Here is a 22284-nt window from a genome sequence, read left to right on the forward strand (position 1 = left end):
TGTGACCGCGCCGCCCGTCCGCGCCGCTGCCCCGTCTGCGCCCGCCGCCCGGCGAAGTCGGGGACGCGGGGCCGGCCGGGCCGCGCGGGCCGCGGTGCGCGGGCCGGGCCCGGCGGTCGCGGGTGTGAGGTTCGACGCTCGCCATGATGGGGGTGGGCAGGTTAATTACTCGCGAGTAGCATGAGCGGCGGCGTGCCCCGGCGCGCGTCGCAGTTGTGCCACCCCGCACCCTGGAGGAGAGCCATCGTGCCTCGTACCGTCAGGGACGTCGTCTTCGTCGACGGCGTCCGCACCCCGTTCGGCAAGGCGGGCCCGAAGGGCATCTACCACGAGACCCGCGCCGACGATCTCGTCGTGAAATCCATCCGGGAGCTGCTGCGGCGCAACCCGGACCTCGACCCCGCCCGCATCGACGAGGTCGCCGTCGCCGCCACCACCCAGATCGGCGACCAGGGCCTGACCATCGGCCGCACCGCGGCCATCCTCGCGGGCCTGCCGACCTCCGTGCCGGGCTACGCCATCGACCGCATGTGCGCGGGTGCGCTCACCGCCGTCACCACCACCGCGGGCTCCATCGCCTTCGGCGCGTACGACGTCGTCGTCGCGGGCGGTGTCGAGCACATGGGCAGGCACCCGATGGGCGAGGGCGTCGACCCCAATCCGCGGTTCGTCTCCGAGAAGCTCGTCGACGAGTCCGCCCTCTTCATGGGCATGACCGCGGAGAACCTGCACGACCGCTTCCCGCACCTGACGAAGGCCCGCAGCGACGAGTACGCCGTCCGCTCCCAGGAGAAGGCGGCCAAGGCGTACGCCAACGGCAGGATCCAGCAGGACCTGGTGCCGATCTCGGTGCGCCGCACCTCGCCCGAGGGCGGCGAGACCGGCTGGGGCCTCGCCACCGCCGACGAGCCGATGCGTCCGGGCACCACCCTGGAGATGCTCGCCGGGCTCAAGACCCCCTTCCGCCCGCACGGCCGCGTCACCGCGGGCAACGCGGCCGGCCTCAACGACGGCGCCACGGCCTCCCTGATCGCCGCCGAGGACTTCGCGCGCGAGCAGGGCCTCCCGGTGAAGATGCGCCTCGTCTCCTACGCCTTCGCCGGCGTCGAACCCGAGGTCATGGGGTACGGACCGATCCCGGCGACCGAGAAGGCCCTCGCCAAGGCGGGCCTGACGATCTCCGACATCGGTCTCTTCGAGATCAACGAGGCGTTCGCGGTACAGGTCCTCGCGTTCCTCGACCACTACGGCATCGCCGACGACGACGAGCGCGTCAACCAGTACGGCGGCGCCATCGCCTTCGGCCACCCCCTCGCCTCCTCCGGCGTCCGCCTGATGACGCAGCTGGCCCGGCAGTTCGAGGAGCACCCGCACGTCCGCTACGGCCTGACGACGATGTGCGTCGGCTTCGGCATGGGCGCCACGGTCATCTGGGAGAACCCGCACTTCGACGGAGGCAGCAAGTGAGCAACATCGCCGAACTGCTGAAGGGCGCGGCCGAGGTCTTCCCCGACGAGGTCGTCACCGAGGCGCACGTACGCCACCTCGACCTGCCGGCCGGCGCCGGGCGCTTCGCGCTGATCACCCTGGACAACGGCTTCGACCACACGAAGCCCACCAGCTTCGGACCGCAGTCCCTCGCCCGTATCGACGCGGCGATCGACCAGGTCGAGAAGGAGGCGGCGGAGGGCACGATCGTCGGTGCCGGCATCACCGGCAAGCCCTTCGTGTTCGCCGTCGGCGCCGACCTCAAGGGTGTCGGGCTGCTCTCCAGCCGCGAGGAGGCCGCGGCCGTCGGCAGGGCGGGGCACGACGTGTTCGCGCGGCTCGGCTCGCTCGCCGTGCCGACGTTCGCGTACTACAACGGCGCGGCCATGGGCGGCGGCGTCGAGATCGGCCTGCACTGCCAGTACCGCACGGTCTCCGCGTCCATCGCCGCGTTCTCCTTCCCCGAGGTCTTCCTCGGCCTGGTGCCCGGCTGGGGCGGCTGCGCCCTGCTGCCGAACCTGATCGGCGCGGGCCCCGCGGTCAACGTCATCATCGAGAACGCGCTCAACCAGAACCGGCAGCTCAAGGGCGCCCAGGTGCTGGAACTCGGCATCGCCGACGCCCTGTTCGAGGCCGCGGACTTCCTGGAGCAGTCGCTCGCCTGGACCGCCGCCGTCCTCAAGGGCGAACTGGAGGTGCAGCGCCCCGAGATCGACCGCGGCGAGGCGTGGGACCAGGCCGTCGAGTGGGGCAGGGCCGTCGCGGACTCCAAGGTGCACGGCGCCGCGCCCGCCGCCTACCGGGCCCTCGACATCATCGCCCAGGCCAAGGACGGCGACCTGCGCGCCGGGTTCGAGGCCGAGACCGAGGCGCTCGCCGACCTCGTGATGGGCGGCGAACTGCGCTCCGGCATCTACGCCTTCAATCTGGTGCAGGGCCGCGCCAAGCGGCCGGCGGGCGCGCCGGACAAGAACCTCGCCCGGCCCGTCAACAAGGTCGGCGTGGTCGGCGCCGGTCTGATGGCCTCACAGCTCGCGCTGCTGTTCGTGCGCCGCCTCCAGGTGCCCGTGGTCCTCACCGACATCGACCAGGAGCGCATCGACAAGGGCGTCGGCTACGTCCACGCCGAGGTCGACAAGCTCCTCGGCAAGGGCAGGATCGACCAGGACACCGCCAACCGGCTCAAGGGCCTGGTCACCGGTGTGCTCGACAAGGCGGAGGGGTTCGCGGACGCGGACTTCGTCATCGAGGCCGTGTTCGAGGAGATGGGCGTCAAGCAGCAGGTCTTCGCCGAGGTCGAGGCCGTCGTGCCCCGGACCGCGATCCTCGCGACCAACACCTCGTCCCTGTCGGTCGGCGAGATGGCCTCGAAGCTCGCCCACCCCGAGCGGGTCGTCGGCTTCCACTTCTTCAACCCGGTCGCCGTGCTGCCGCTCCTTGAGGTCGTACGCGGCGAGGCGACCGACGACGCGTCGCTCGCGACCGCGTTCGCCGTGGCGAAGAAGCTGCGCAAGACGGCGGTACTGGTGAAGGACGCCCCGGCGTTCGTCGTCAACCGGATCCTGACCCGCTTCATGGGCGAGATCCAGAACACCATCGACGAGGGCACCCCGGTGGAGGTCGCGGAGCGCGCCGTCGAGCCGCTCGGCCTGCCGATGTCCCCGCTGGTCCTGCTCGAACTGGTCGGCCCGGCGATCGGGCTGCACGTCTCCGAGACGCTGCACTCCGCCTTCCCCGAGCGCTTCACCGTGTCGCGGAACCTGCGCGCGGTCGTCGAGGCGGGCAAGCGCGGCTTCTACACGTACGACGCGGGGAAGCCGGAACTCGACCCGGAGATCCTGGCCCTGATGACGCAGGGCGACACGGCCCTGACCGAGGAGCAGGTGCGGACGCGCGTGCTGGACGCGATCGCGCAGGAGATCGGGCTCATGCTGGACGAGGGCGTCGTCGCGGAGGCGCAGGACATCGACCTGTGCCTGATCACCGGCGCGGGCTGGCCCTTCCACCTGGGCGGCATCACGCCGTACCTGGACCGGGAGGGCGTCTCGGAGCGCGTCAACGGCCGCCGCTTCCTCGCGCCGGGCGTGGCGAGCGTCCCCGCGTAGAAAACGGGCCCGGGGCTTCCGGCCGGCCGCCGTGTGCACCGCGCACGCGGCGGCCGCCGCGTTCCCCGTGGGGTACGGAACCCGGCCGGGCTCAGGCGCGCAGCGCCGGATGGTCGGCGACCACCGTCGCGCTGCCGGGGGCGATCTCGGTGAAGCCCGCGTCCTGGACCACCGGGAGGCCACCGGCAAGCAGCGACTGCCAGGCGGCGGGGGACGCCACCCGCGCGGCCAGCGGGAAGCCCGCCTCGCGCCAGGCCTTGCGCTCCGCGTCCGGCAGGTCCCACCAGGCGAGTTGGGCGCCGTGGCCCGCCTGCGCGCACGCCTTGCCCGCCGACATCTCCAGATGCGGGTTGAGCCAGAGGACGGGGACGGACGGCGCGGGCGGTGCCGGGGGCTCGGGCTCCGCGAGCTCGGTTCCCGAGACCTGGAGCCGCGCCAGGTCCTTCGGCCAGCCGTCCAGCGGGACCGGCGGGAAGACGCGGACCTCGGCCGGGTCCGAGGGCCGTGTGCCGGTCACGGTGATCCCGGGCAGTGCCCCGGCCCTGCGCCACTCCGCGCCGCGCGCCCTGCGCACCACCTTGCGGATGCGGGCGTCCTGCCAGTCGCGCACGGCGGCGGCCCACTCGCCCTCGCCGAGCGAGCGGTCGTCGGACAGGATCGTGAGGACGGCGCGTGCCGTGGTCTCCAGGGCGTCGGTGCGCGACGGCGGGGCCGTGCGCTCGATGCGCAGCACCAGCGGCAGCACGAACTGGGGTGCCGCGTCGCGCGGATCGGTGTCCCCGCCGCGCGGCTCGGTGTTCGGGTCAGTGGTCACCCGTCGATTCTCGCAGGTGCTTTCTTGGCGGAATCAATGCCTCCGGGTGAGTATGCCTCCATGAAAAGCGACCTCTTCGCCACCGAGCACCTCGTCCAGCCGGCCACCGCGCCCGGCATGACGCTCCAGAACGCCAAATCGGTCCGGTACGTCGTCAACGGCGAGATGCACGCACGGCAGGGGGCCATGGTCGCCTTCCGCGGCAACCTCCAGTTCGAGCGGAAGGGCCAGGGCGTCGGCGGCCTGCTCAAGCGGGCCCTGACCGGTGAGGGTCTGCCGCTCATGGCGGTCAGGGGCCAGGGCGAGGCGTGGTTCGCCCACGAGGCGGCCAACTGCTTCATCGTGGAGATCGAGCAGGGCGACGCGCTGACGATGAACGGCCGCAACGTCCTCTGCTTCGACCCGACCCTCAGCTACGAGATCAAGATGGTCAAGGGCGCGGGCATGACGGGCGGCGGCCTCTTCAACAGCCTCTTCACCGGCTACGGGAAGCTCGCGGTGATCTGCGAGGGCGACCCGATCGTGATCCCGGTCTCCGCCCAGCAGCCGGTCTACGTCGACACCGACGCGGTCGTCGGCTGGAGCGCCCAGCTGGTCACGTCCCTGCACCGCTCGCAGTCCTTCGGCTCCATGATCACCGGCGGTTCCGGGGAGGCCGTGCAGCTGATGCTCCAGGGCGACGGGTTCGTGATCATCAGGCCGAGCGAGGCGACCCCCGCGCAGAGCGGCGCCCACTGAGGGGGGCCGTGTCCCGGACGTACCCTGGGCGCATGGACGAGACCAACGGCGCCGCCACGGCCTGGGCGGACTGTGTGCACTGCGGCGAGCCGACCGAGTACCCGGAGACGACGCGGGGCGCCACGCTCTGTCCGGTCTGCGAGTGGCAGGAGGGCCAGCGGCTGGCCTGCTCGGGCTGACCCCGTCCCCGCCGGCCCGCCGGGGGCCGCCTCAGCCGAGCGCGAGCAGCTGCTCCCGGGCCGCCGCCACGTCGAAGCCGGCCGGCGGATACCGCGGGTCGAGTGCCTCCAGACGCTCGCGCAGCAGCGTGGAGACCGCCCAGTCCCGGTACCACTTGCGGTCGGCCGGGACCAGATACCAGGGCGCCGCGTCGGTGCCGCAGCGGGTCAGCGCCGTCTCGTAGGCCCGGTGGAAGTCCGGCCACAGCGCGCGGTCCGCGAGGTCGCCCTCGCTGAACTTCCAGTGCTTCTCCGGGGTGTCGAGCCGGGCCAGCAGGCGCTTCCGCTGCTCCTCGCGGCTGATGTGCAGGAAGACCTTGACCACGGTCGTACCCCGGTCGGTGAGGGACCGCTCGAACCGGTTGATCTGCCCGTACCTGCGGCGGATCTCCCGGTGGCCCACCAGGTCGTGCACCCGGGCCACCAGCACGTCCTCGTAGTGGGACCTGTTGAAGATCCCGATCTCGCCCGGCTGCGGCAGGGCGCGCCTGACACGCCACAGGAAGGAGTGGCCCAGCTCCTCCCGGGTCGGCTCCTTGAAGGACCTGATCCGGCAGCCCGCCGGGTTGAAGAGACCGATCACATGCTTGACGGTGCCGTCCTTGCCGCTGGTGTCCATGCCCTGGAGCACCAGCAGCACCCGCCGGGTGTCGCCCGCCGTGCTCGCCGCGTACAGCCGCTCCTGGAGGCCGCCCAGCGGCTCCGCGAGCGCCGCGGTGGCCGCCCGGCCCGCGGCCTTGCCCCGGGGCCCGCCGGGCGTCGCGCGCGGGTCGTGCGCGGCGAGGTCGACCGCCTCGCCGGGCGTCAGCCTCAGCAGGTCCGACAGCCGCCGCGCGGGGGGACCGCCGTCCTTGCCGCCCTTGTGCTTCCCGCCCATGGAGCGTCCTTCCTCCCGGTACCCGGCCTGCGTCGAGGATGCGGCAGAGGGACCCGGTGCGCGAGCCGCGCGCCGGGTCCCTCTGCCGGTCGGGCTCAGGCGAGCGACGCGCTCAGCGTGATCGTGGTGCCGGAGAGCGCCTGGCTCACCGGGCAGTTCGCCTTGGCGTCCTCGGCGGCCTTCACGAAGTCCGCCTCGTCGAGGCCCGGGACCTCGCCCTGCACCGTGAGGTGGATGCCGGTGATGCCGGTGCCGGGCTGGAAGGTGACCTCGGCCTGCGTGGTGAGCCGGGCCGGCGGCGTGCCGGCCTTGTCGAGGCCGTTGGAGAGCGCCATGGAGAAGCAGCTGGAGTGGGCGGCCGCGATCAGCTCCTCGGGGCTGGTCCTGCCGTTCGCCGCCTCTGCGCGCGACGGCCAGGACACCGCCTGCTCGCCGATGCCGGAGGAGTCGAACGTGACGGTGCCGGCACCCTTGAGGAGGCTGCCCTCCCAGACGGTGTGTGCCTGGCGCGTGGTGGCCATGGTGGAACCCTTTCTCTGGTTGCGTACGGCTCCGGACGGTTACGTACGGCTTCAGAACCTACCCGGTGTCCGCGACCGTCAGGTGATCAGCTCCCCGGCCTCCCTGGCCAGGGCCGTGAGCCGGGAGATCGCGCGGAAGTACTTCTTGCGGTAGCCGCCGGCCAGCATCTCCTCGCCGAACAGCCGGTCGAAGGGCACACCCGACGCGACGACCGGTACCTCACGGTCGTACAGCCGGTCGGCGAGCACCACGAGCCGCAGCGCCTTCGACTGGTCGGGCACCGGGCAGACCCCGGTGAGGCAGACCGCGCCGAGCCCGTCCGTCAGCGCCCCGTAGCGGCTCGGGTGGACGGTGGCGAGGTGGTCGAGGAGGTCGGGGAAGGCGTCGAGGCTCGCCCCCTCCGTGCCCCGGGCCGCGGCCGTGACCTGCTCGGACGTCCAGGGCTCCGGAGCCTTGGGCAGGCCGCGGTGGCGGTAGTCCTCGCCGTCGATGCGCACCGGCCTGAAGTGCGCGGACAGGCCCTGGATCTCGCGCAGGAAGTCCGCGGAGGCGAACCTGCCCTCGCCCAGCTTGCCCGGGAGCGTGTTGGAGGTGGCGGCGAGCGCCACGCCCGCCTCGACGAGACGCGCCAGCAGGGTGGAGACGAGGACCGTGTCGCCGGGGTCGTCCAGCTCGAACTCGTCGATGCACAGCAGCCGGTGGCCGCTGAGCGTCCGCACGGTCTGCTGGAAGCCGAGCGCGCCCACCAGGTTGGTCAGCTCCACGAACGTGCCGAACGCCTTGCGGGCCGGCTCGGCGGGCGTCGCGTGCCACAGCGAGGCCAGCAGATGGGTCTTGCCGACGCCGTACCCGCCGTCGAGGTAGACGCCGCGCGGGCCCTCGGGTGCCGCGGCCTTCCCGCGCCCGAACCAGCGCCGCCTGCCGCCCGCCGCGGCGTCCCGGCCGAGCCCCGCGGCGAAGCCGCGCAGCACCTCCACGGCCGCTGCCTGGCTCGGCTGCCCGGGGTCGGGCACGTACGTGTCGAACCGTACGGAGTCGAAGCGCGGCGGCGGCACCAGCTCGGCGACGAGCCGGTCGGCGGGCACGTGCGGGAAGCGGGCGCACAGGGAGAGCGGGGCAGCCTCGGTTGCGGGGGCCCCGGAGGCGGCGGAGGAGGAGGTCACGTTGCTCAACTCTAGGAGTTTGACCAGACTGCTGCGCATGCGACGCCTGTTCCCTGTGACCGATCAGACATCCGAGGACCGGGGGCGGGGTCCCCGGCCGCCGGGCGGCGCCGACCGGGAGTGGACGCTCGACGAGCTGGCCGACGCCTACGCCTACCCCGTACGGGAGGCGGGCCGGCCCTGGCTGCGCGGGAACATGGTCACGACGCTGGACGGCGCGGCGCAGCACGAGGGGCGCTCGCACACCATCTCCTCCGCCGCCGACATGCGGGTCTTCGGGGTGCTGAGGGCGCTGGCGGACGCGGTGGTCGTGGGCGCTCAGACCGTACGGCAGGAGGGGTACAGGCCGGTCAGGGCGCGGGAGGCGTTCGCCGAGCGGCGCGCGGCGGACGGCCGGGGGCCCGCGGCGGCCGTCGCGGTGGTCACGGCCGGGCTCGACCTGGACTTCTCGCTGCCGCTTTTCAGCGCCCCCCTGGTGCCGACGCTGGTGCTGACGGGCGCGGCGGCCCCGGGGGAGCGGATGCGGGCCGCGGAGGCGGCGGGCGCCGAGGTGGTGGTCGCGGGCGACGGGAGCGGCGTGGACCCGGCGCGTGCCGTGCGGGAGCTGGCAGCGCGCGGCCTGACGCGGCTGCTGACCGAGGGCGGGCCCCGGCTGCTCGGCCAGTTCGTGGCGGCAGGGGTGCTCGACGAGCTGTGCCTGACGGTGGCGCCGCTGCTGGTGGCGGGCGGCGCGCAGCGCATCGCGGCAGGTCCCGGCCTTGACGTGCCCGCCAGGTTCGAGCCGGTCTCGCTGCTGTCCGACGACGGCTTCCTGTTCTGCAGATACGCGCGGGCAGGTGTCCCGTGGATCTCCCGCGATCAGGGGTAGGGGAAGCGCGGAACGGATTTTCGAGGCCGCGTGCCGGGCCAAGTAACGGAATATCACGTTCCGCTTAGCTCCGGCTGGGCAGACTAGAGGCCACCCCGCCGCGACGGCGGGGAAGGATGGTTTCAGCGGCGGGCCGCGGTCGCGGCCCGCCAGGACGGACGGAAGGGCGCCTGTCGTGTTCACGAGCGTACTGATGATCGAGAAGGCCCTGACGCCCCAGGACGTGGAGTTCGTGACGACCCTCCACGGCGACCAGAAGGTCTCCTTCGTGGTGCTCATGCAGCCCCGCGGTGACCAGGCCGACGTACTGCTGCGCGCCATCGACGACGTGGCCTACGGGGAGCTGCGCGAGGCGGCGCAGGAGGGCGGGGAGCCCGAGGGCAGCGAGGCGAGACACCCCGCGGAGGTCGCCCTCGCCCGCACGCTCACCGCCCTGCGCGAGACCGGCTCGGAGGCGACGGGCGAGGTGGTCGAGGCGCACCCGCTCGACCGGCTCAAGGCCGTCGTGGACGAGACGGCGGCCGACGAGGTGGTCGTGCTGACAGAGCCGCACTACGTCGAGGAGTTCTTCCACCGCGACTGGGCCTCCCGGGCGCGCCACCAGGTCGGCGTCCCGGTGCTGAAACTCTTCGCGCACAGCGAATAGGGTGAGGCGCGACCCACGGCCTGCCGCGACGGGCCCTCGCGCGACCCCCTACTGGAGACACGTATGGCACCCGCTCCCGGCATCCCGGCCGCCATGGAACGGCCGCACTTCATCGGCATCGGCGGCGCGGGCATGTCGGGGATCGCGAAGATCCTCGCCCAGCGCGGTGCCAAGGTGGCGGGCAGCGACGCCAGGGATTCGGCCACTGCGGAAGCCCTGCGCGCGCTCGGCGCGACCGTGCACGTCGGACACGACGCCGGGCACCTGGCGGACGACGCCACCTGCGTCGTCGTCTCCAGCGCGATCCGCGCGGACAACCCCGAGCTGGTACGGGCCGCCGAGCTCTCGGTGCCGGTCGTGCACCGGTCGGACGCGCTCGCCTCGCTGATGGCGGGCGGGCGCGCGCTGGCCGTCGCGGGGACCCACGGCAAGACCACCACCACCTCGATGCTGGCGGTCGCGCTCGGCCGGCTCGGCCTCGACCCGTCGTACGCGATCGGCGGCGACCTGGCGGGCCCCGGCACCAACGCGAGCCACGGCGAAGGCGAGATCTTCGTCGCCGAGGCGGACGAGAGCGACCGGAGCTTCCAGAAGTACGACCCCGAGGTCGCGATCGTCCTCAACGTCGAACTCGACCACCACGCGAACTACGCGTCGATGGACGAGATCTACGAGTCGTTCCAGAGGTTCGCCGCCAAGATCGTCCCCGGCGGCACCCTCGTCGTCTCCGCCGACCAGGCGGGTGCCGTGGAGCTGGCCAGGCGGGTGCGGCAGGACGGCGGCACGGACGCGCCGCGCATCGTCACCTACGGGCTCGCCGAGGACGCCGACGTCCGCGTCCTCGCCATCGAGCCCGACGGCCTGACCAGCCGCGTCACCGTCCTGCTCGACGGCGCCGAGCTGGCCTTCCGCGTCTCGGTTCCCGGCCGCCACTACGCCACCAACGCGGTCGCCGCGCTGGTCGCCGGCGCCGCGCTCGGCATCCCCGCACCGGACCTCGCCGAGGCGCTCGGCGCGTACACCGGCGTGGGCCGCCGCCTCCAGCTCAAGGGCGAGGCGGCCGGGGTGCGCGTCGTCGACTCGTACGCCCACCACCCCACGGAGATGGCCGCGGACCTGGAGGCGATGCGCGCGGCGCTGCCCGAGGGCGGCCGGCTGCTCGTCGTCTTCCAGCCGCATCTGTTCTCCCGCACGCAGGAACTCGGCAGGGAGATGGGCGGGGCCCTCGCGCTCGCCGACGCCTCGGCCGTCCTCGACATCTACCCGGCGCGCGAGGACCCGCTGCCCGGGGTCACGAGCGAGCTGGTCCTCGACGCGGCGCGGGCGGCAGGAGCGCGGGTCACCGCCGTGCACGACAAGGCGGCCGTGCCGGACCTCGTGGCGGGAATGTCGGGGGCGGGCGATCTCGTTCTCACCATGGGCGCGGGAGACGTCACGGACCTCGGCCCGCTGATCCTCGCCCGCCTCACCGATCGGAGGGAGACCGCGTGACATCCGGAATCAAGAAGGCATACGACGTCGTCAAGCCGGACGAGCAGTGGCGTGCCGAGCTCTCGGACAAGGAGTACGCGGTGCTGCGCGAGGCGGCCACCGAGCCCGCCTTCACCGGCGAGTACACCGACACCGAGACCGAGGGCGTCTACTCCTGCCGTGGCTGCGGGGCCGAGCTGTTCCGCTCCGACACGAAGTTCGCGTCGCACTGCGGCTGGCCGTCCTTCTTCGACCCGAAGGACAGCGACGCCGTCGAGCTGATCGAGGACCGCTCGTACGGCATGGTCCGCACCGAGGTGCGGTGCGCGTCCTGCGGCTCGCACCTGGGGCACGTGTTCAAGGGCGAGGGCTATCCGACCCCGACGGACCTGCGCTACTGCATCAACAGCGTCTCGCTGCGGCTCACCCCCGCGCGGAGCTGACACCACCACGGGCCGTCCCGCAGTGCGGGGCGGCCCGCCGTGCGTGTGCGGCCGGCCGTCGTGCGCGGACCCGCCGTGCGGCGCGCGCCCGCGTCGTGTCAGGACCTGCGGCCGAGTCCGCCGAGCCGGCGCCCGAAGCGGCTCAGCGCCGACTCCCGCTGCCAGGCCCTGAACTCCTCGGCGCGATGCGCGCCCGCCGCCTCAAGACGGCGCTCCACCTCCGCCAGGTCCGGCGCGGGCAGCGCCCGCACGGCAGGCCGCGCCACCTTCTCCAGCAGCGCCGTCCGCGTCTCGTCCCACGCCCGGGTCGCGCCGGGCAGCGACGTCCAGGCGGCGAAGCAGTCCGCCGTGTACGCGGGCACCGACCGCAGCCGCTCACCGACCCGCTCGCCGCGTGCCGCGGTCGCGTAGGCGGCCAGCAGCCCGGGATCGCCGCCGTGGACCAGCGCGTACAGCTCGCCGTCCGGCCGGTCCTCGGAGAGCAGGCCGTACGCGAGGGCCGAGGCGAGCCGGTCGAGCACCGGGGGCGGCACCGGGCCGTGCCGCAGCGCCGCGTCGCGCAGCGACAGCCCGCGCTCCACCCACGGCGCGGGCGCGCGGCCCGCGGCGAGCGCGCCCGCGAACTCCAGCAGGGCCAGCGCGGAGCGCGGGCCGGGGCCTATCGCGTCCGGGAAGCAGCGCAGCAGCTCGGGCGCGAGCGCGGGCGCCTCCGCGTCGTCCGCGGGCGCTTCGAGCGCGGCCCGCACCAGCATCCGCCAGGTCCCCGCGACCCGGTGCGCGTCCGAGCCGGTGCCGTCCAGCATCCGGCGGGCCTCACCGGCCCCGGGCAGCTCGTCGCCCCACACCAGGCGCACCGCCGTGCGCAGGACCAGCGGCTCTGCCAGCGGCGACACGCCCGAGGCGCGCAGCGCCGCGTGCAGCGCGCCCACCCGGCCCTCCGCGGGACCCGGCAGCCAGGGCGCGCCCGCGCACATCCGCAGGTGCGGCAGCGCCTGCACCCCGGTCAGCGCGAGCGGCACGACGGCGGTCAGCCGCGCGGCCGCCGCGGGGTCCTCGGCCGCCTTGGCGTCCAGCGAGCTCAGCAGCCCGGTCCGCAGCTCGAACTGTTCCTCAAGCACGGCCTCGACGGCCGGGCCCCAGGCGCCCTCGGGGTCGGCGACGAGCGCGCCCGCGAGCTTCGCCGCCACACCCGGCAGCAGGTCGGCGCAGTCCACGCCCAGCACCCCGGCCACCCGCAGCAGCGTCGGCGCGCCCGCCGCACCGTCGGCGCCGCCGCCCGCCACGCCCGCCCGCAGCTCGTCGGCGAGATCGTCCGCGAGCCGCTGCCTGAGCGCGGCGGGCAGCCCGGCGAGCCGCGCCACCGGCAGCTCGGGCACGGCCGAGGGCGTCCGCACGGCGAGCGTCAGCACCAGCGCGCCGAGCGGCGCCGTCGTCGCAGGGCCCGCCGTCATGCCGAGCGCGCCGAGCAGCCTGGCCAGGGCACCCGCCTCGGTGGCCGTGCGCGGGCCCTCCGCCGCGCACAGTGCCGCCACCACCCGCTCAAGCAGCGCGGGGTCGAGGGCGCGCGCGTGCAGCCTGGCCCAGGCCGCCGCCTCCGCGCGGCCGTCCGCGTCGAGTTCCACGCCACCCGCGAGGGCCGCGCAGGCCAGCGCGCCCGCCGAGAGCCTGCCGTCGGGCAGCGCGTCCGCAGCCTCGAAGACCTCGGGCGCCCCGGCCAGCCAGACCCGGGCGGCCGCCGCCGCCCAGGTGCGGAGCGTGTCGGTGGGGTCCGCGGGCCCGGCGACCGCCGGCGCGCGGTCGTCGGCGCCCGGCTGCCCGGGATCGCCGAGGACCACGTACCCGTCCGCCTCCGGCCGCCCGCGGCCCGCCGGCGCCCCCAGGTCCTCCGGCCGCACCCCGACGACCTGCTGCGGCGCGGAGCCGGGCCGCCTTGTGTACGTGGTGAACGTCAGCCGCGCCGCGTACCCGGGCGGCAGCGCGGCCGACGCCAGCGCGAGCCAGCGCGCCACGTCCGTGCTGTCCCGCTCCACCAGGAAGACCCGGGAGAGCCTGCCCGCGGCCCCGCCGCCGTGCGCGTGCCACCCCTCGCACACCTCGCGCACCGCGGCGAGGAACGGCGCGAGCCGTGCCGAGCGGGTCGTGGCGAACGCCGTCAGCGCGCTGGTGCCCAGCGGGCCGGCTGCGGAGGGCACCGCGCCGAGCGCGTCGAGCGGCGCGATCCGCCCGTCCGCCGGAGCCGTGCCCGCCCACCGCGGGTCCTCCCAGGCGGCGAACGGCAGCGCGCCGCCCGGCAGCCCGGCGCCCGGGGGGATGACCACCGCGTGGGTGTGGAAGGCGCACCAGCGCCCGCTGTGGTCCACGCCCGTGCACACCGCGCGGGCCAGCAGACGGCTGCCGTCCGACAGCACGGTGTGACTCAGCGCCCTGGGGAGCGCGGCCAGTTCGGCGGTCGACGGGTGCGGGGGAGCGTCCCGGGGCGGCTCGTACCCGAGGAGTGCCTCCGCCTCCTTGAGCAGGCCCTGCGGCACCCCGGGCGACACGGCGGTGAACCGCGCCCCGGGCGCGTCGGAGCCGCCCTCGGGAGCCGAGGTGTAGTGCAGCTGCGCCAGGCTCATACCCGGGACCCTTCGTGCTTCGTGCCCTGTCGGCCGTGCGGACCCCGCCGCCGTCGCGCCCGCGCGCGGCGGCCCGGCCGGGCGCGCGGCACGGTACCGGGCGCGGGGGAGCGGGTCCTCGCGGAAAGCTTTTCAGATCGCGGTGCGCGGAGTCGAACAGGGCCCCGCAGCACGGCAGTCCGTGGCCCTTCGGTCAGAATCACCGGTATGGACTCGACCGTGGACGGGCATGCGCACCGCTTCGACGCCCTCGTCGACAGGGCCCGCGGCCTCGCCGCCGCGGGCGGCCGCAGGCTGCTCGGCGTCACGGGGCCGCCGGGCGCGGGGAAGTCGACCCTCGCGCTGCGCCTCGTGGAGCGGCTCGTGGAGACCGAGGGGCCCGAGGCCGCCGCGCTCGTCCCCATGGACGGCTTCCACCTGGCGCAGGCCGAGCTGGGGCGGCTCGGCAGGGCGGACCGCAAGGGTGCCCCCGACACCTTCGACGCGGCCGGGTACGTGGCGCTGCTCGCCCGGCTGCGCGAGGCGAGGGCGGGCGAGGTGGTGTACGCGCCCGCGTTCGACCGGTCGCTTGAGGAGGCGGTCGCCGGCAGCGTCGCCGTCCCCGCCGCGGTGCGGCTGGTCGTCACCGAGGGCAACTACCTGCTGCACGACGACACGGCCTGGGCGCCGGTGCGCCCCCTTCTCGACGAGGTGTGGTTCCTCGCCCCCGACCCGGCGCTGCGCGTGGCCCGGCTGGTCGAGCGCCATGTGCGCCACGGCAGGGACCGCGCCGCCGCGGAGCGCTGGGTGGCCAGGTCCGACGAGGCCAACGCGCGCCTGATCGAGGCGGGCCGGGGCCGGGCGGACCTGGTGCTGGCGGGGGACGTGGGCCCGGGGGCGCCGGGCGGCGCGGATACCGATGGGGAAAAGGTTTCCGGCGGTCCCGAGGACTGGGCATAGCATCGAAGGACAGGGGTACGGCTCCGGCCGGTACGGGGCAGCCGCCCGTGACGCGACGCAGGGGCCCGCGGCACACAGGCGGAAGGGCGCGGATGCACGACACGGCGCGGCGGCGGACGACGGCATGGACGGAGGCGAGAGGGCGTGCGGCTGTTCGGACGAGGACCACGGCGTGACCCCCGCGACACCCCTCGCGACGCGGCCTTCCCGTTCTTCTCCGTGGACGAGGCCGCGTACTTCAGGGCGCAGGTCAGGGAGGCGTTCGCCGAGCACGGCCTTGAGGTGACGCTCTTCGAGTCGGCGGTCGTGGACGACGCGGGCCGGCAGTTCGGCCTCGGCAACCTCGCCGCGGTCTGCCACAACGACGACCGGGGGCAGCGGGCCTGGGGCGAGCTCGCCAGGCGGCACGCGGCCATGGTGCTGCGTACGGTCGACGGCCCGTCGGCGCTCGACACGCTGGCGCCCGCGCAGATCAGGGCGCAGCTCTACCCGCGCGTGATCAACGGCGAGGGCCTCGACCCGGAGAACTTCGGCTACGCGCGCTCGGTCGCGCCGGGGCTCTACGAGCTGCTCGCGCTCGACCTGCCCGAGTCCGTGATGATGCTGACCGACGAGGCGCTCGGCCGGCTCGGCGAGACGGAGCAGCTGCGCAGGCGCGCGCTCGACAACCTCAGGGAGCTGCCGGTCGAGGGCCGCGAGACGGTCGAGGACGACCAGGGCATGCGCTTCGAGGTCGTCGTCGGCGACTCGTTCTACACGGCGAGCCGGGTGCTGGCCCTTGAGACGCTGATCCGGCAGACGACCGGGCAGCGGCTGACCGAGGACGGGGCGCTGGTCGCGCTGCCGTTCCGGCACCAGCTCGCCTTCCACGTGATCCGGGACGCGACGGTGATCCCGTCGCTCACGGGCATGGCGATGTTCGCCGCGTCGGGGTACGAGGAGACGCCCGGCGCGATCAGCCCCTACGTCTACTGGTGGCGCGGCGGCACCATCACGCAGCTCAGCGAGCGCGACGAGGACGGCGGCGGGCTGCGGGTCGTCGTGGGCGAGGACTTCCAGGAGCTGCTGGAGCGCCTGGTCGCGAAGGGCCCGTCCGAGAGCTGACTTCGGCCGTCGTCCCACCGTGGCGGACGCCGGCCCAGCGGGACGGGGTGCGGGGCGGCGGGTCAGCGGGGGCTGTGGCCGAGGGAGGCGGAGAGCCGGTCCGCACCCCCGGCCAGTACGGTGAGCAGCTCCTCGCGGCGGCCCGTGACCCTCCCGACAGGCGCCGAGATGCTCATGGCGGCCACCACGCGGCCGTCCGCGTCGCGGACCGGGGCCGCGACACAGGCGACCTCGTCGTTGGACTCCCCGTACTCCCAGGCGTATCCCTGCGCGCGCGCCTCGGCCAGGTTCTCCCTGAGGACCGTGGGATCCGTGATGGAAGCCGGGGTGAGCTGTTCGAGCTCGACCCGGCCCACCCTGCGGTCGAGCTCCTCCGCGGGCAGGCTCGCGAGCAGCATCTTGCCGAGCGCCGTGCAGTGCGCGGGGACCCGGGAGCCGACCCGCGAGACCAGGCGGACCGGGCGCGGCGAGTCCGCCTTCACCAGATAGACGACGTGCCGGTCTTCGAGGAAGCCGAGCTGCACCGTCTCCTCGCAGGCGAGCATGACGTCGCGCGCGATGGGCTGGGCCAGGGTGACCAGGTCGAGCGAGGCGCCGTAGGCGCTGCCCAGCACCAGGGTCTGGTGGCCGAGGCCGATGAGGCCGCCCGGATGCTGCCTGACCGCGTTGTGGACGAGCAGCGTGTTGATGATCTCGTAGACCGCGCTCCGCGGGATGTCCAGCTCCCGCGCCAGGGCGGACGCCGATATCGGCTCGCCGCGCCGCGCCAGCAGGTCGAGGACGCGCATGCCGCGGTCGAGTCCGGGCACCAGCCTCATGTGATCGCCTCCGTCCCCGCCCGGTGGGCCGTGGGGTGCTCGCTCATGCCGACTGCTCCGATCTCTTCGCCGCGGACCGCGAGAGCGCCCGCCTGTCGACCTTGCCCGTGCTGGTCCTCGGGAGACGCTCGACGATCTCGACGAGCACGGGCTTCTTGTACGACGCCAGCTCGCGCCCGCACGCCGCGACGACCGACTCCGGTGTGACGGTGCGGCCGGGGCGCGGCGCGACCGCGGCGGCCACGCACTCGCCCCAGCGCTCGTGCGGCACGGCGAACACCGCGCTCTCCGCCACCTGCGGCAGCCCGTCGATGACGCGCTCCACCTCAGCCGGGTAGACGTTGAACCCGCCCGAGATGATCACCTCGCGGGTGCGCCCCGTGATGAAGAGGACCCGGCCGGGGCCGAGCCGGCCGGCGTCGCCCGTCGCGAGCCAGCCGTCCGCGCCGAGGACCTGCCCGGTGCGCGCGCGGTCGCCCCAGTAGCCGGACATCGTGCGGGGGCCCCTGACCTCGATCTCGCCGACGCCGTCCCGCGGCTCGCGCAGCCGCAGCCGCGTCCCGGGGCCCGGCACCCCGGCCGGTACCGCGGGGGCGTCGGCGCGCAGGTCCCGGTGCGCGGCCCGGGAGAGCACGGTCGTCGGGATCAGCGCCTCGCTCGCCCCGTAGAACTGCACCAGCACGTCGCCGAGCAGCTCGCGGGCGCGCACCACGGTGCGGGGCGAGACGGTGGAGCCGCCGTACGGCACGGCCCGCAGGCCGCGCGGCACCCTGGCCGCCCCCGACTCTACGGCCCTGACCAGGTCGGCGAGCATGGTGGGCACGAGGGGGAGGCAGGTCGCGCCGACGCGCTCCACGGCGTCCGCGAGGGCGGCGGGCTCGAACTTCGGCAGCGCCGCATACGCGCCGCCGCGCGTGGCGTACGCGGCGCCCACGGACCCGCTGAAGTGTGCGAAGGGCGCCGCGTGCAGGAGCACGTCGCCCTCCGCGACCGGCGGCAGGAAGGACGCGACGGCCCCGGCCATCGACGCCCACGCGGCCTGGGAGTTGACGGCGCCCTTCGGCCGCCCGGTGGTGCCCGACGTGTACATCAGCGAGGCGGCCGAGTCCGGGGTCGCGCCGGGCCAGCACCCCGGGTCCGCGGTGCCCGCGCACAGCTCGGCGAGGCCGGGTCCCGTGCTGTGCCCGCTGTCCCGGGCCACGACCGCGACCCGGCGCCGCAGGTCGGCGGGGAGGCCGTCGGCATGCCGGTCCTCGCACAGGAGCACTGAGGCGCCGCTGTCCGCCACCACGTGGGCGACCTCCAGCGGGTGCATGCGCGCGCTGACGCCGACCCGGGTGATGCCCCACAGCATGACCGCGCGCTCCGCCAGCATTGCCCGCACGTCGTTCTCCAGGGCGATCACCACCCGGGCGCCCGGCCGGAGTCCGAGCGCCCGCAGCCCGCCCACGACCGAAGCGGCCCTGCGCTCCGCCTCGGCGAAACCGACCGCCGCGCCGGGGCCGGCGACGAACGCGTCGCGCCGCGCGAAGCGGCGGTGAGCGGCGGCGAGGCAGGAGGCGTACGTGCCCCGCGCGTGGGCCGGCACGGGCCCTGCCGTGTCCCGGTGCGGTGCGGAAGTCATGAGGGAGAATATGCCTCACGTACGGACTGCTGGCAGCGGCGCAGTGCCGCAAGGGCGGCCGTGGGACCCGCCCCGGCCCGCACGGCCTCGTGCAGCACCTCGCCGCCCTCCCTCTGGAACCTCGGGTACCAGGCCGCGCGCGGGCGGACGAACGACACGTCCAGCGCGTCGAGCGTGGGCGCGAAGAAGCCGGGACAGCCGTCGTTGACCTCGGGGGACGTCCAGGCCGCCCGGTGCGCCGGCTGACCCCCGCACGCGGCGTACGGGCCCGACTGGAACGCGGCGCCCGCGACCAGTTCGAGGAACGGCACCAGGCGCTCCGGGTCCGCGAGCCGCCGGGACACGGCGAGACCGACGCCGCCGAGCATGCCGCCGCGCAGCCGCCCGTCGGGACTCGGCACCGCCGTGAACACCGCGGGCCGCGGCACCTGGTCGGCGCGCGCGTAGGTGGAGTATCCGAAGGCCACCGGCACGTAGGAGATCTCGTCGGTGCGGGTCATCCGCTCGAACACCTGGATGGGGTCCGACTCCAGGGACATCGGGTGGGCCTTCGCCAGCAGCCGCAGCAGGATCTCCAGGGCGGGCTCGCCCACCTCGGGGTCGATGCCGTCCTCGCCCCACCAGGCGGGTGCGAGGTCGGCACCCGTGCCGCCTCCCCGGGCCAGGCCGTGGCAGACGGTCGCGAGGGCGAGCAGGAGGTGGGTGCCGTTCGCGGGCAGCGCCACCAGGCCCCGGCCCGCGCCGTCGGCCAGGGCCTGGACCTCCGCCCAGGTGGCCGGCACCGCGGCGCCCGCCTCCCGCAGCAGGTCCTGCCGGTACGCGGCGACCTGGGCGGCGGCGTCGACCGGTACGGCCCAGCTGCTGCCCTCCCAGCGGTAGCTCTCCCAGCTGGGCCCGACGGAGGCGCTCCGCAGCTCGGCCGTGAACGCGTCGGGCAGCAGGGAGTCGAGCGGCAGCAGCGCGCCCTCGGCGAATGCGCTGCCCATGAAGGGGTGGTCGATGGCGATCACGTCGTAACGGGCGGCGAGTTCGGCGACCGACTGCTCCTCGAAGCCGCGCAGCGGTCTGGCGTCCCAGCGCACCTCCGTGCCGTAGCGCTCGGCGAACACCTCGGAGGCGGCGAGCAGCGGGGCGACGCCCCGCGGGTGGTCCCAGGCCATGCCCCTGAGCTCAGACATCGGCAGGACCCCCCTCGGCGTCTGCGGCCTCCGCCACCGGTACGAGGCGCACCGGGCGCGGCAGCGCGGACGCCGGGCGCGGCGAAGGGCCCGGCAGGTCCGCGCCGAACGCGTCGAGGCGGTCCAGGACGAGCCGTGCCCTGCGCACCCGTTCACGCGCCGTCTCCGTGGCCGCGGTCAGCAGATGGCGGCCCACCGGGTACAGGCCGGGGGCGTTGCGCAGCCCGAGCTTCAGGTACAGCGGGGCGCCCACGCGGATCAGTTCGGCCGCGTCGTGCAGCCGTACGAACCCGCCGACGTCGTCCGGTGCCTCCAGATAGAAGTCCATGGCCAGCGGGCTCGCGGCGCGCAGCTCCGCCACCTGGCCCACCGTCAGGTCGGAGGGCACGTTGACCGAGTCGGCCCCGAGCTGTCCGAGCAGCGCGAACGAGACGGGGTTCACCGGCGCGGAGAGCACCGACACCTTGAAGCGCAGGTCCCCGGGCAGCTCGGCGCGTTCGCGCAGCCGGTGGCACGCCCACAGCACGCCCTCGTCGGCGACCAGCAGATTGCGCACGCCCAGGGCCGCGGCGCGCTCGGCGTCCGCGAGGCAGTGGGCGAGCTGCGTGTAGCCGCGGGCCCGGGGGCCCGCGGCTCCCGAGGAGCTCCGCACACCGCCGCCGATGTCCCAGGTGCCGCGGGGGCCGAGGAAGAGGCAGAGTTCGATGTCCGACTCCGCGCACAGCGCGACCATGTCGCGGATCTCGGTGTCCGACAGCATCATCACGCCGCTGCCCTGGCTGACCCGGTGGACGGGCACCCCGAGCCGCGCGGCCTCCTCCGCGACGGCCGCCAGGGGCACGGGCCCCTCGACGGAAGGGATCTCCAGCCGCCACGCCCCGCCGTCGGGGAAGCGCCCGGCGGAGGCGGGCGGGCCCGCCGGGGCCGCTATGCCGAGCCCGCGCAGGGGGGCTGCTCCCGGCACGAGGGGCTCGGTGCCGTGCTGGCTTGTCGTCGACCGTGTCACTGCTGGGACTCCCTGTCGTGGACCGCGTTGCGGATCAGTTCGTTGTGTTCGCCGACCGCCGGGGGCGGCAGCCGGTCGATGTCGTCGACGCCGGTCATCGAGACCGGCAGACCGACGACGCGCACCGGCCGGTCCCGGCCGGTGCGGACAGTCCGCACGTAGCCGTTGGCGGCCACCTGCGGGGTCTCGACGACGTCGGCCAGCTCCCGTACGGGCGCGGCCCAGATCCCGGCCTCGTCGAGCCGGGCGAGCCAGTCGGCGGTGCCGGCCGCCGTGAGCTGCTCCCTGATCAGCGCGTCGATCTCCTCACGGCGTGCGAACCACTCGTCGTCGCCCGCGGCGACGGCGTCGGCCGGGAGGTCGAAGACGGCTGCCAAGGTGGTGCGCGGGGTCATCGCGACGGCGAGATGGCCGTCCGCCGTGGCGTAGACGCCGTACGGGGAGTCCGTCCACGGAGCGGCGATCCCGGTCGCGCTGCGCTCCCACCGCAGGTCCGTGTTCATCGCGACCAGCGCCTCCTGGCACTGGATGAGCAGCGACGTCCCGAGCAGGCTGGCCTCGACGTGCCGGGGCGTGCCGTTCTCGCGGGCGTCGAGCACAGCGGAGACCAGGGAGAGGCCGAGGACGAAGGCGGTGGAGGCGTCGAGCACGGGCGCGGCCACCGGGGTGGGCGGCCGGTCGGCGGGGCCGCTGTGCGCCGCGAGGCCGCTCGCCGCCTGCACCAGCATGTCCTGCCCCGGCCTGCGCACGTCGGGGCCCCGTGCCCCGTATCCGGACCCGGAGGCGTAGACGAGGCGCGGGTTGTGGGCGAGGAGGTCCTCGTAGCCGAGTCCGAGCCGGTCCATCACGCCCGGGCGGAAGTTCTCCACCACCGCGTCGCAGCGGCCGACGAGGTCCTTGAGGAAGGCGGTGTCCCCGGGGTCCCTGAGGTCCGCGGTGACGCTCAGCTTGTTCCTGTTCATCGCGAGGAAGTACGGCGACTCGCCGTCGAGCCGGGTGCCGCGCGGCAGGTAGCCGCGCTCCCACTCGCCGGTACCCGGGCGCTCCACCTTGATCACCAGCGCGCCGAGGTCGCCGAGCAACTGGGTGGCGAGCGGCCCCATCATCATCTGGCTGAAGTCGAGTACGGTCACGCCGCGCAGCGGGCCCTCGCCCCGGTACGCGTCGAGGAAGCCCGTCATGCCAGCGCCTCCCTGCGGTCGACCGCGAGCAGATGGCGGCAGGCCATCACCACCGCGCCGTCCTGGTTGCGCCCGGTGTACTCCTTGGTCACCAGGCCGATGGCGGGGTTCCTGGCGTGGGGCTCGACCGCGACCACCGTGGCGGTCGCGCGGACCGTGTCGCCCGCGTACACGGGACGGGGGAAGCGGAGGCGCTCGTACCCGTAGGAGATGGCCCGCAGGTTGTACTCGACGCACAACCCGGTCACCAGCGCGAAGGTCAGCACGCCGTGCACGAGCCGGCCGCCGTAGCGCTCCCGGGCGAACGTCTCGTCCGTGTGGGCCGGATGGAAGTCGAGGGTCAGCCCCGCGAAGACGTTCACATCCGCCTGGTCGATGGTCTTGGCGCGCTCGGGGTCGGTCTCGCCGACCTCGTACTCCTCGAAGAAGCGCTCGTATGTGGTCCAGCCGGGCACTGTGCCTCCCTC

General features: G+C 74.7%; 21 protein-coding genes. 10 read left to right on the forward strand and 11 right to left on the reverse strand.

Features of this window, described 5'->3' with window-relative positions:
- Positions 1-246: 246 nt before the first annotated feature.
- Positions 247-1467: a thiolase family protein gene (locus ABEA77_RS15605; protein ID WP_345647005.1), complete on the forward strand. Its 1221-nt coding sequence runs from the start codon at positions 247-249 to the stop codon at positions 1465-1467.
- Positions 1464-3593 (forward strand): 3-hydroxyacyl-CoA dehydrogenase NAD-binding domain-containing protein, encoded by a 2130-nt coding sequence (locus ABEA77_RS15610; protein WP_345647008.1) that lies wholly within the window; start codon positions 1464-1466, stop codon positions 3591-3593. The genes ABEA77_RS15605 and ABEA77_RS15610 overlap by 4 nt, the downstream gene beginning before the upstream one ends.
- Positions 3594-3684: 91 nt before the next feature.
- Here the strand turns inward: ABEA77_RS15610 and ABEA77_RS15615 are convergent, their stop codons facing one another.
- Complete coding sequence (locus tag ABEA77_RS15615; protein ID WP_345647011.1) at positions 3685-4407, reverse strand: peptidyl-tRNA hydrolase; 723 nt, start codon at positions 4405-4407, stop codon at positions 3685-3687.
- A 60-nt stretch (positions 4408-4467) separates the two neighbouring features.
- Here ABEA77_RS15615 and ABEA77_RS15620 point away from each other — a divergent pair, with 60 nt between their 5' ends.
- Together ABEA77_RS15620 and ABEA77_RS15625 are read left to right on the forward strand one after the other, a co-directional pair.
- On the forward strand, positions 4468-5145 hold the full coding sequence (locus tag ABEA77_RS15620; RefSeq protein ID WP_345647014.1) for an AIM24 family protein: 678 nt from the start codon (positions 4468-4470) through the stop codon (positions 5143-5145).
- Between the two features lie 32 nt (positions 5146-5177).
- Entirely contained in the window at positions 5178-5324 is a 147-nt protein-coding gene (locus tag ABEA77_RS15625) for a hypothetical protein (RefSeq protein ID WP_345647017.1), read from the forward strand.
- 31 nt (positions 5325-5355) lie between these two features.
- Here the strand turns inward: ABEA77_RS15625 and ABEA77_RS15630 are convergent, their stop codons facing one another.
- The 3 genes from ABEA77_RS15630 to zapE all read right to left on the reverse strand — a co-directional run bounded on the left by ABEA77_RS15630 (position 5356) and on the right by zapE (position 7925).
- Positions 5356-6240, reverse strand: a complete 885-nt coding sequence (locus ABEA77_RS15630) for a PPK2 family polyphosphate kinase (protein WP_345647020.1) — start codon at positions 6238-6240, stop codon at positions 5356-5358.
- Between the two features lie 95 nt (positions 6241-6335).
- Positions 6336-6761, reverse strand: coding sequence for an OsmC family protein (locus tag ABEA77_RS15635; RefSeq protein ID WP_345647022.1), 426 nt, complete (start codon positions 6759-6761; stop codon positions 6336-6338).
- Positions 6762-6839: 78 nt separating this feature from the next.
- A complete protein-coding gene (gene zapE, locus ABEA77_RS15640; protein ID WP_345647223.1) occupies positions 6840-7925 on the reverse strand; it encodes a cell division protein ZapE in 1086 nt (361 codons plus the stop codon).
- Between the two features lie 37 nt (positions 7926-7962).
- Between zapE and ABEA77_RS15645 the strand changes: the two genes are divergently transcribed.
- From ABEA77_RS15645 to msrB, 4 genes are all read left to right on the forward strand, one after another.
- Positions 7963-8793, forward strand: coding sequence for a pyrimidine reductase family protein (locus tag ABEA77_RS15645; RefSeq protein WP_345647025.1), 831 nt, complete (start codon positions 7963-7965; stop codon positions 8791-8793).
- A gap of 175 nt (positions 8794-8968) precedes the next feature.
- Positions 8969-9439: an indole-3-glycerol phosphate synthase gene (locus ABEA77_RS15650; RefSeq protein WP_345647028.1), complete on the forward strand. Its 471-nt coding sequence runs from the start codon at positions 8969-8971 to the stop codon at positions 9437-9439.
- A 63-nt stretch (positions 9440-9502) separates the two neighbouring features.
- The gene (gene murC / locus ABEA77_RS15655; RefSeq protein ID WP_345647031.1) at positions 9503-10930 is read left to right on the forward strand and encodes a UDP-N-acetylmuramate--L-alanine ligase; all 1428 of its coding nucleotides are present in this window, start codon (positions 9503-9505) and stop codon (positions 10928-10930) included.
- Entirely contained in the window at positions 10927-11352 is a 426-nt protein-coding gene (gene msrB / locus ABEA77_RS15660; RefSeq protein WP_345647034.1) for a peptide-methionine (R)-S-oxide reductase MsrB, read from the forward strand. Before murC ends, msrB begins: the two co-directional genes overlap by 4 nt.
- A 98-nt stretch (positions 11353-11450) precedes the next feature.
- Here msrB and ABEA77_RS15665 read toward each other — a convergent pair whose 3' ends face one another.
- Complete coding sequence (locus ABEA77_RS15665; RefSeq protein WP_345647037.1) at positions 11451-13967, reverse strand: GTPase-associated protein 1-related protein; 2517 nt, start codon at positions 13965-13967, stop codon at positions 11451-11453.
- 207 nt (positions 13968-14174) lie between these two features.
- On the opposite strand from ABEA77_RS15665, the gene ABEA77_RS15670 reads away from it, so the two are divergent.
- Positions 14175-14906, forward strand: a complete 732-nt coding sequence (locus tag ABEA77_RS15670) for a nucleoside/nucleotide kinase family protein (protein WP_345647040.1) — start codon at positions 14175-14177, stop codon at positions 14904-14906.
- 144 nt (positions 14907-15050) lie between these two features.
- The gene (locus ABEA77_RS15675) at positions 15051-16010 is read left to right on the forward strand and encodes a DUF1444 domain-containing protein (RefSeq protein WP_345647043.1); all 960 of its coding nucleotides are present in this window, start codon (positions 15051-15053) and stop codon (positions 16008-16010) included.
- A 62-nt stretch (positions 16011-16072) separates the two neighbouring features.
- On the opposite strand, the gene ABEA77_RS15680 is transcribed toward ABEA77_RS15675, so the two are convergent.
- Genes ABEA77_RS15680 through ABEA77_RS15705 form a run of 6 tightly spaced genes read right to left on the reverse strand, consistent with a single transcriptional unit; the run spans position 16073 to position 22272 of the window.
- A complete protein-coding gene (locus tag ABEA77_RS15680; protein ID WP_345647045.1) occupies positions 16073-16828 on the reverse strand; it encodes an IclR family transcriptional regulator in 756 nt (251 codons plus the stop codon).
- Between the two features lie 43 nt (positions 16829-16871).
- A complete protein-coding gene (locus tag ABEA77_RS15685; RefSeq protein ID WP_345647048.1) occupies positions 16872-18452 on the reverse strand; it encodes a class I adenylate-forming enzyme family protein in 1581 nt (526 codons plus the stop codon).
- Positions 18449-19630: an extracellular solute-binding protein gene (locus tag ABEA77_RS15690; protein ID WP_345647051.1), complete on the reverse strand. Its 1182-nt coding sequence runs from the start codon at positions 19628-19630 to the stop codon at positions 18449-18451. The genes ABEA77_RS15685 and ABEA77_RS15690 overlap by 4 nt, the downstream gene beginning before the upstream one ends.
- Entirely contained in the window at positions 19623-20636 is a 1014-nt protein-coding gene (locus tag ABEA77_RS15695) for a hypothetical protein (RefSeq protein ID WP_425588281.1), read from the reverse strand. The genes ABEA77_RS15690 and ABEA77_RS15695 overlap by 8 nt, the downstream gene beginning before the upstream one ends.
- On the reverse strand, positions 20633-21817 hold the full coding sequence (locus ABEA77_RS15700) for a CaiB/BaiF CoA transferase family protein (RefSeq protein WP_345647054.1): 1185 nt from the start codon (positions 21815-21817) through the stop codon (positions 20633-20635). Before ABEA77_RS15700 ends, ABEA77_RS15695 begins: the two co-directional genes overlap by 4 nt.
- Complete coding sequence (locus ABEA77_RS15705; protein ID WP_345647056.1) at positions 21814-22272, reverse strand: MaoC family dehydratase; 459 nt, start codon at positions 22270-22272, stop codon at positions 21814-21816. Before ABEA77_RS15705 ends, ABEA77_RS15700 begins: the two co-directional genes overlap by 4 nt.
- Positions 22273-22284 lie beyond the last annotated feature (12 nt).

Source organism: Streptomyces tremellae (genome assembly GCF_039540215.1).
Classification (GTDB): domain Bacteria; phylum Actinomycetota; class Actinomycetes; order Streptomycetales; family Streptomycetaceae; genus Streptomyces; species Streptomyces tremellae.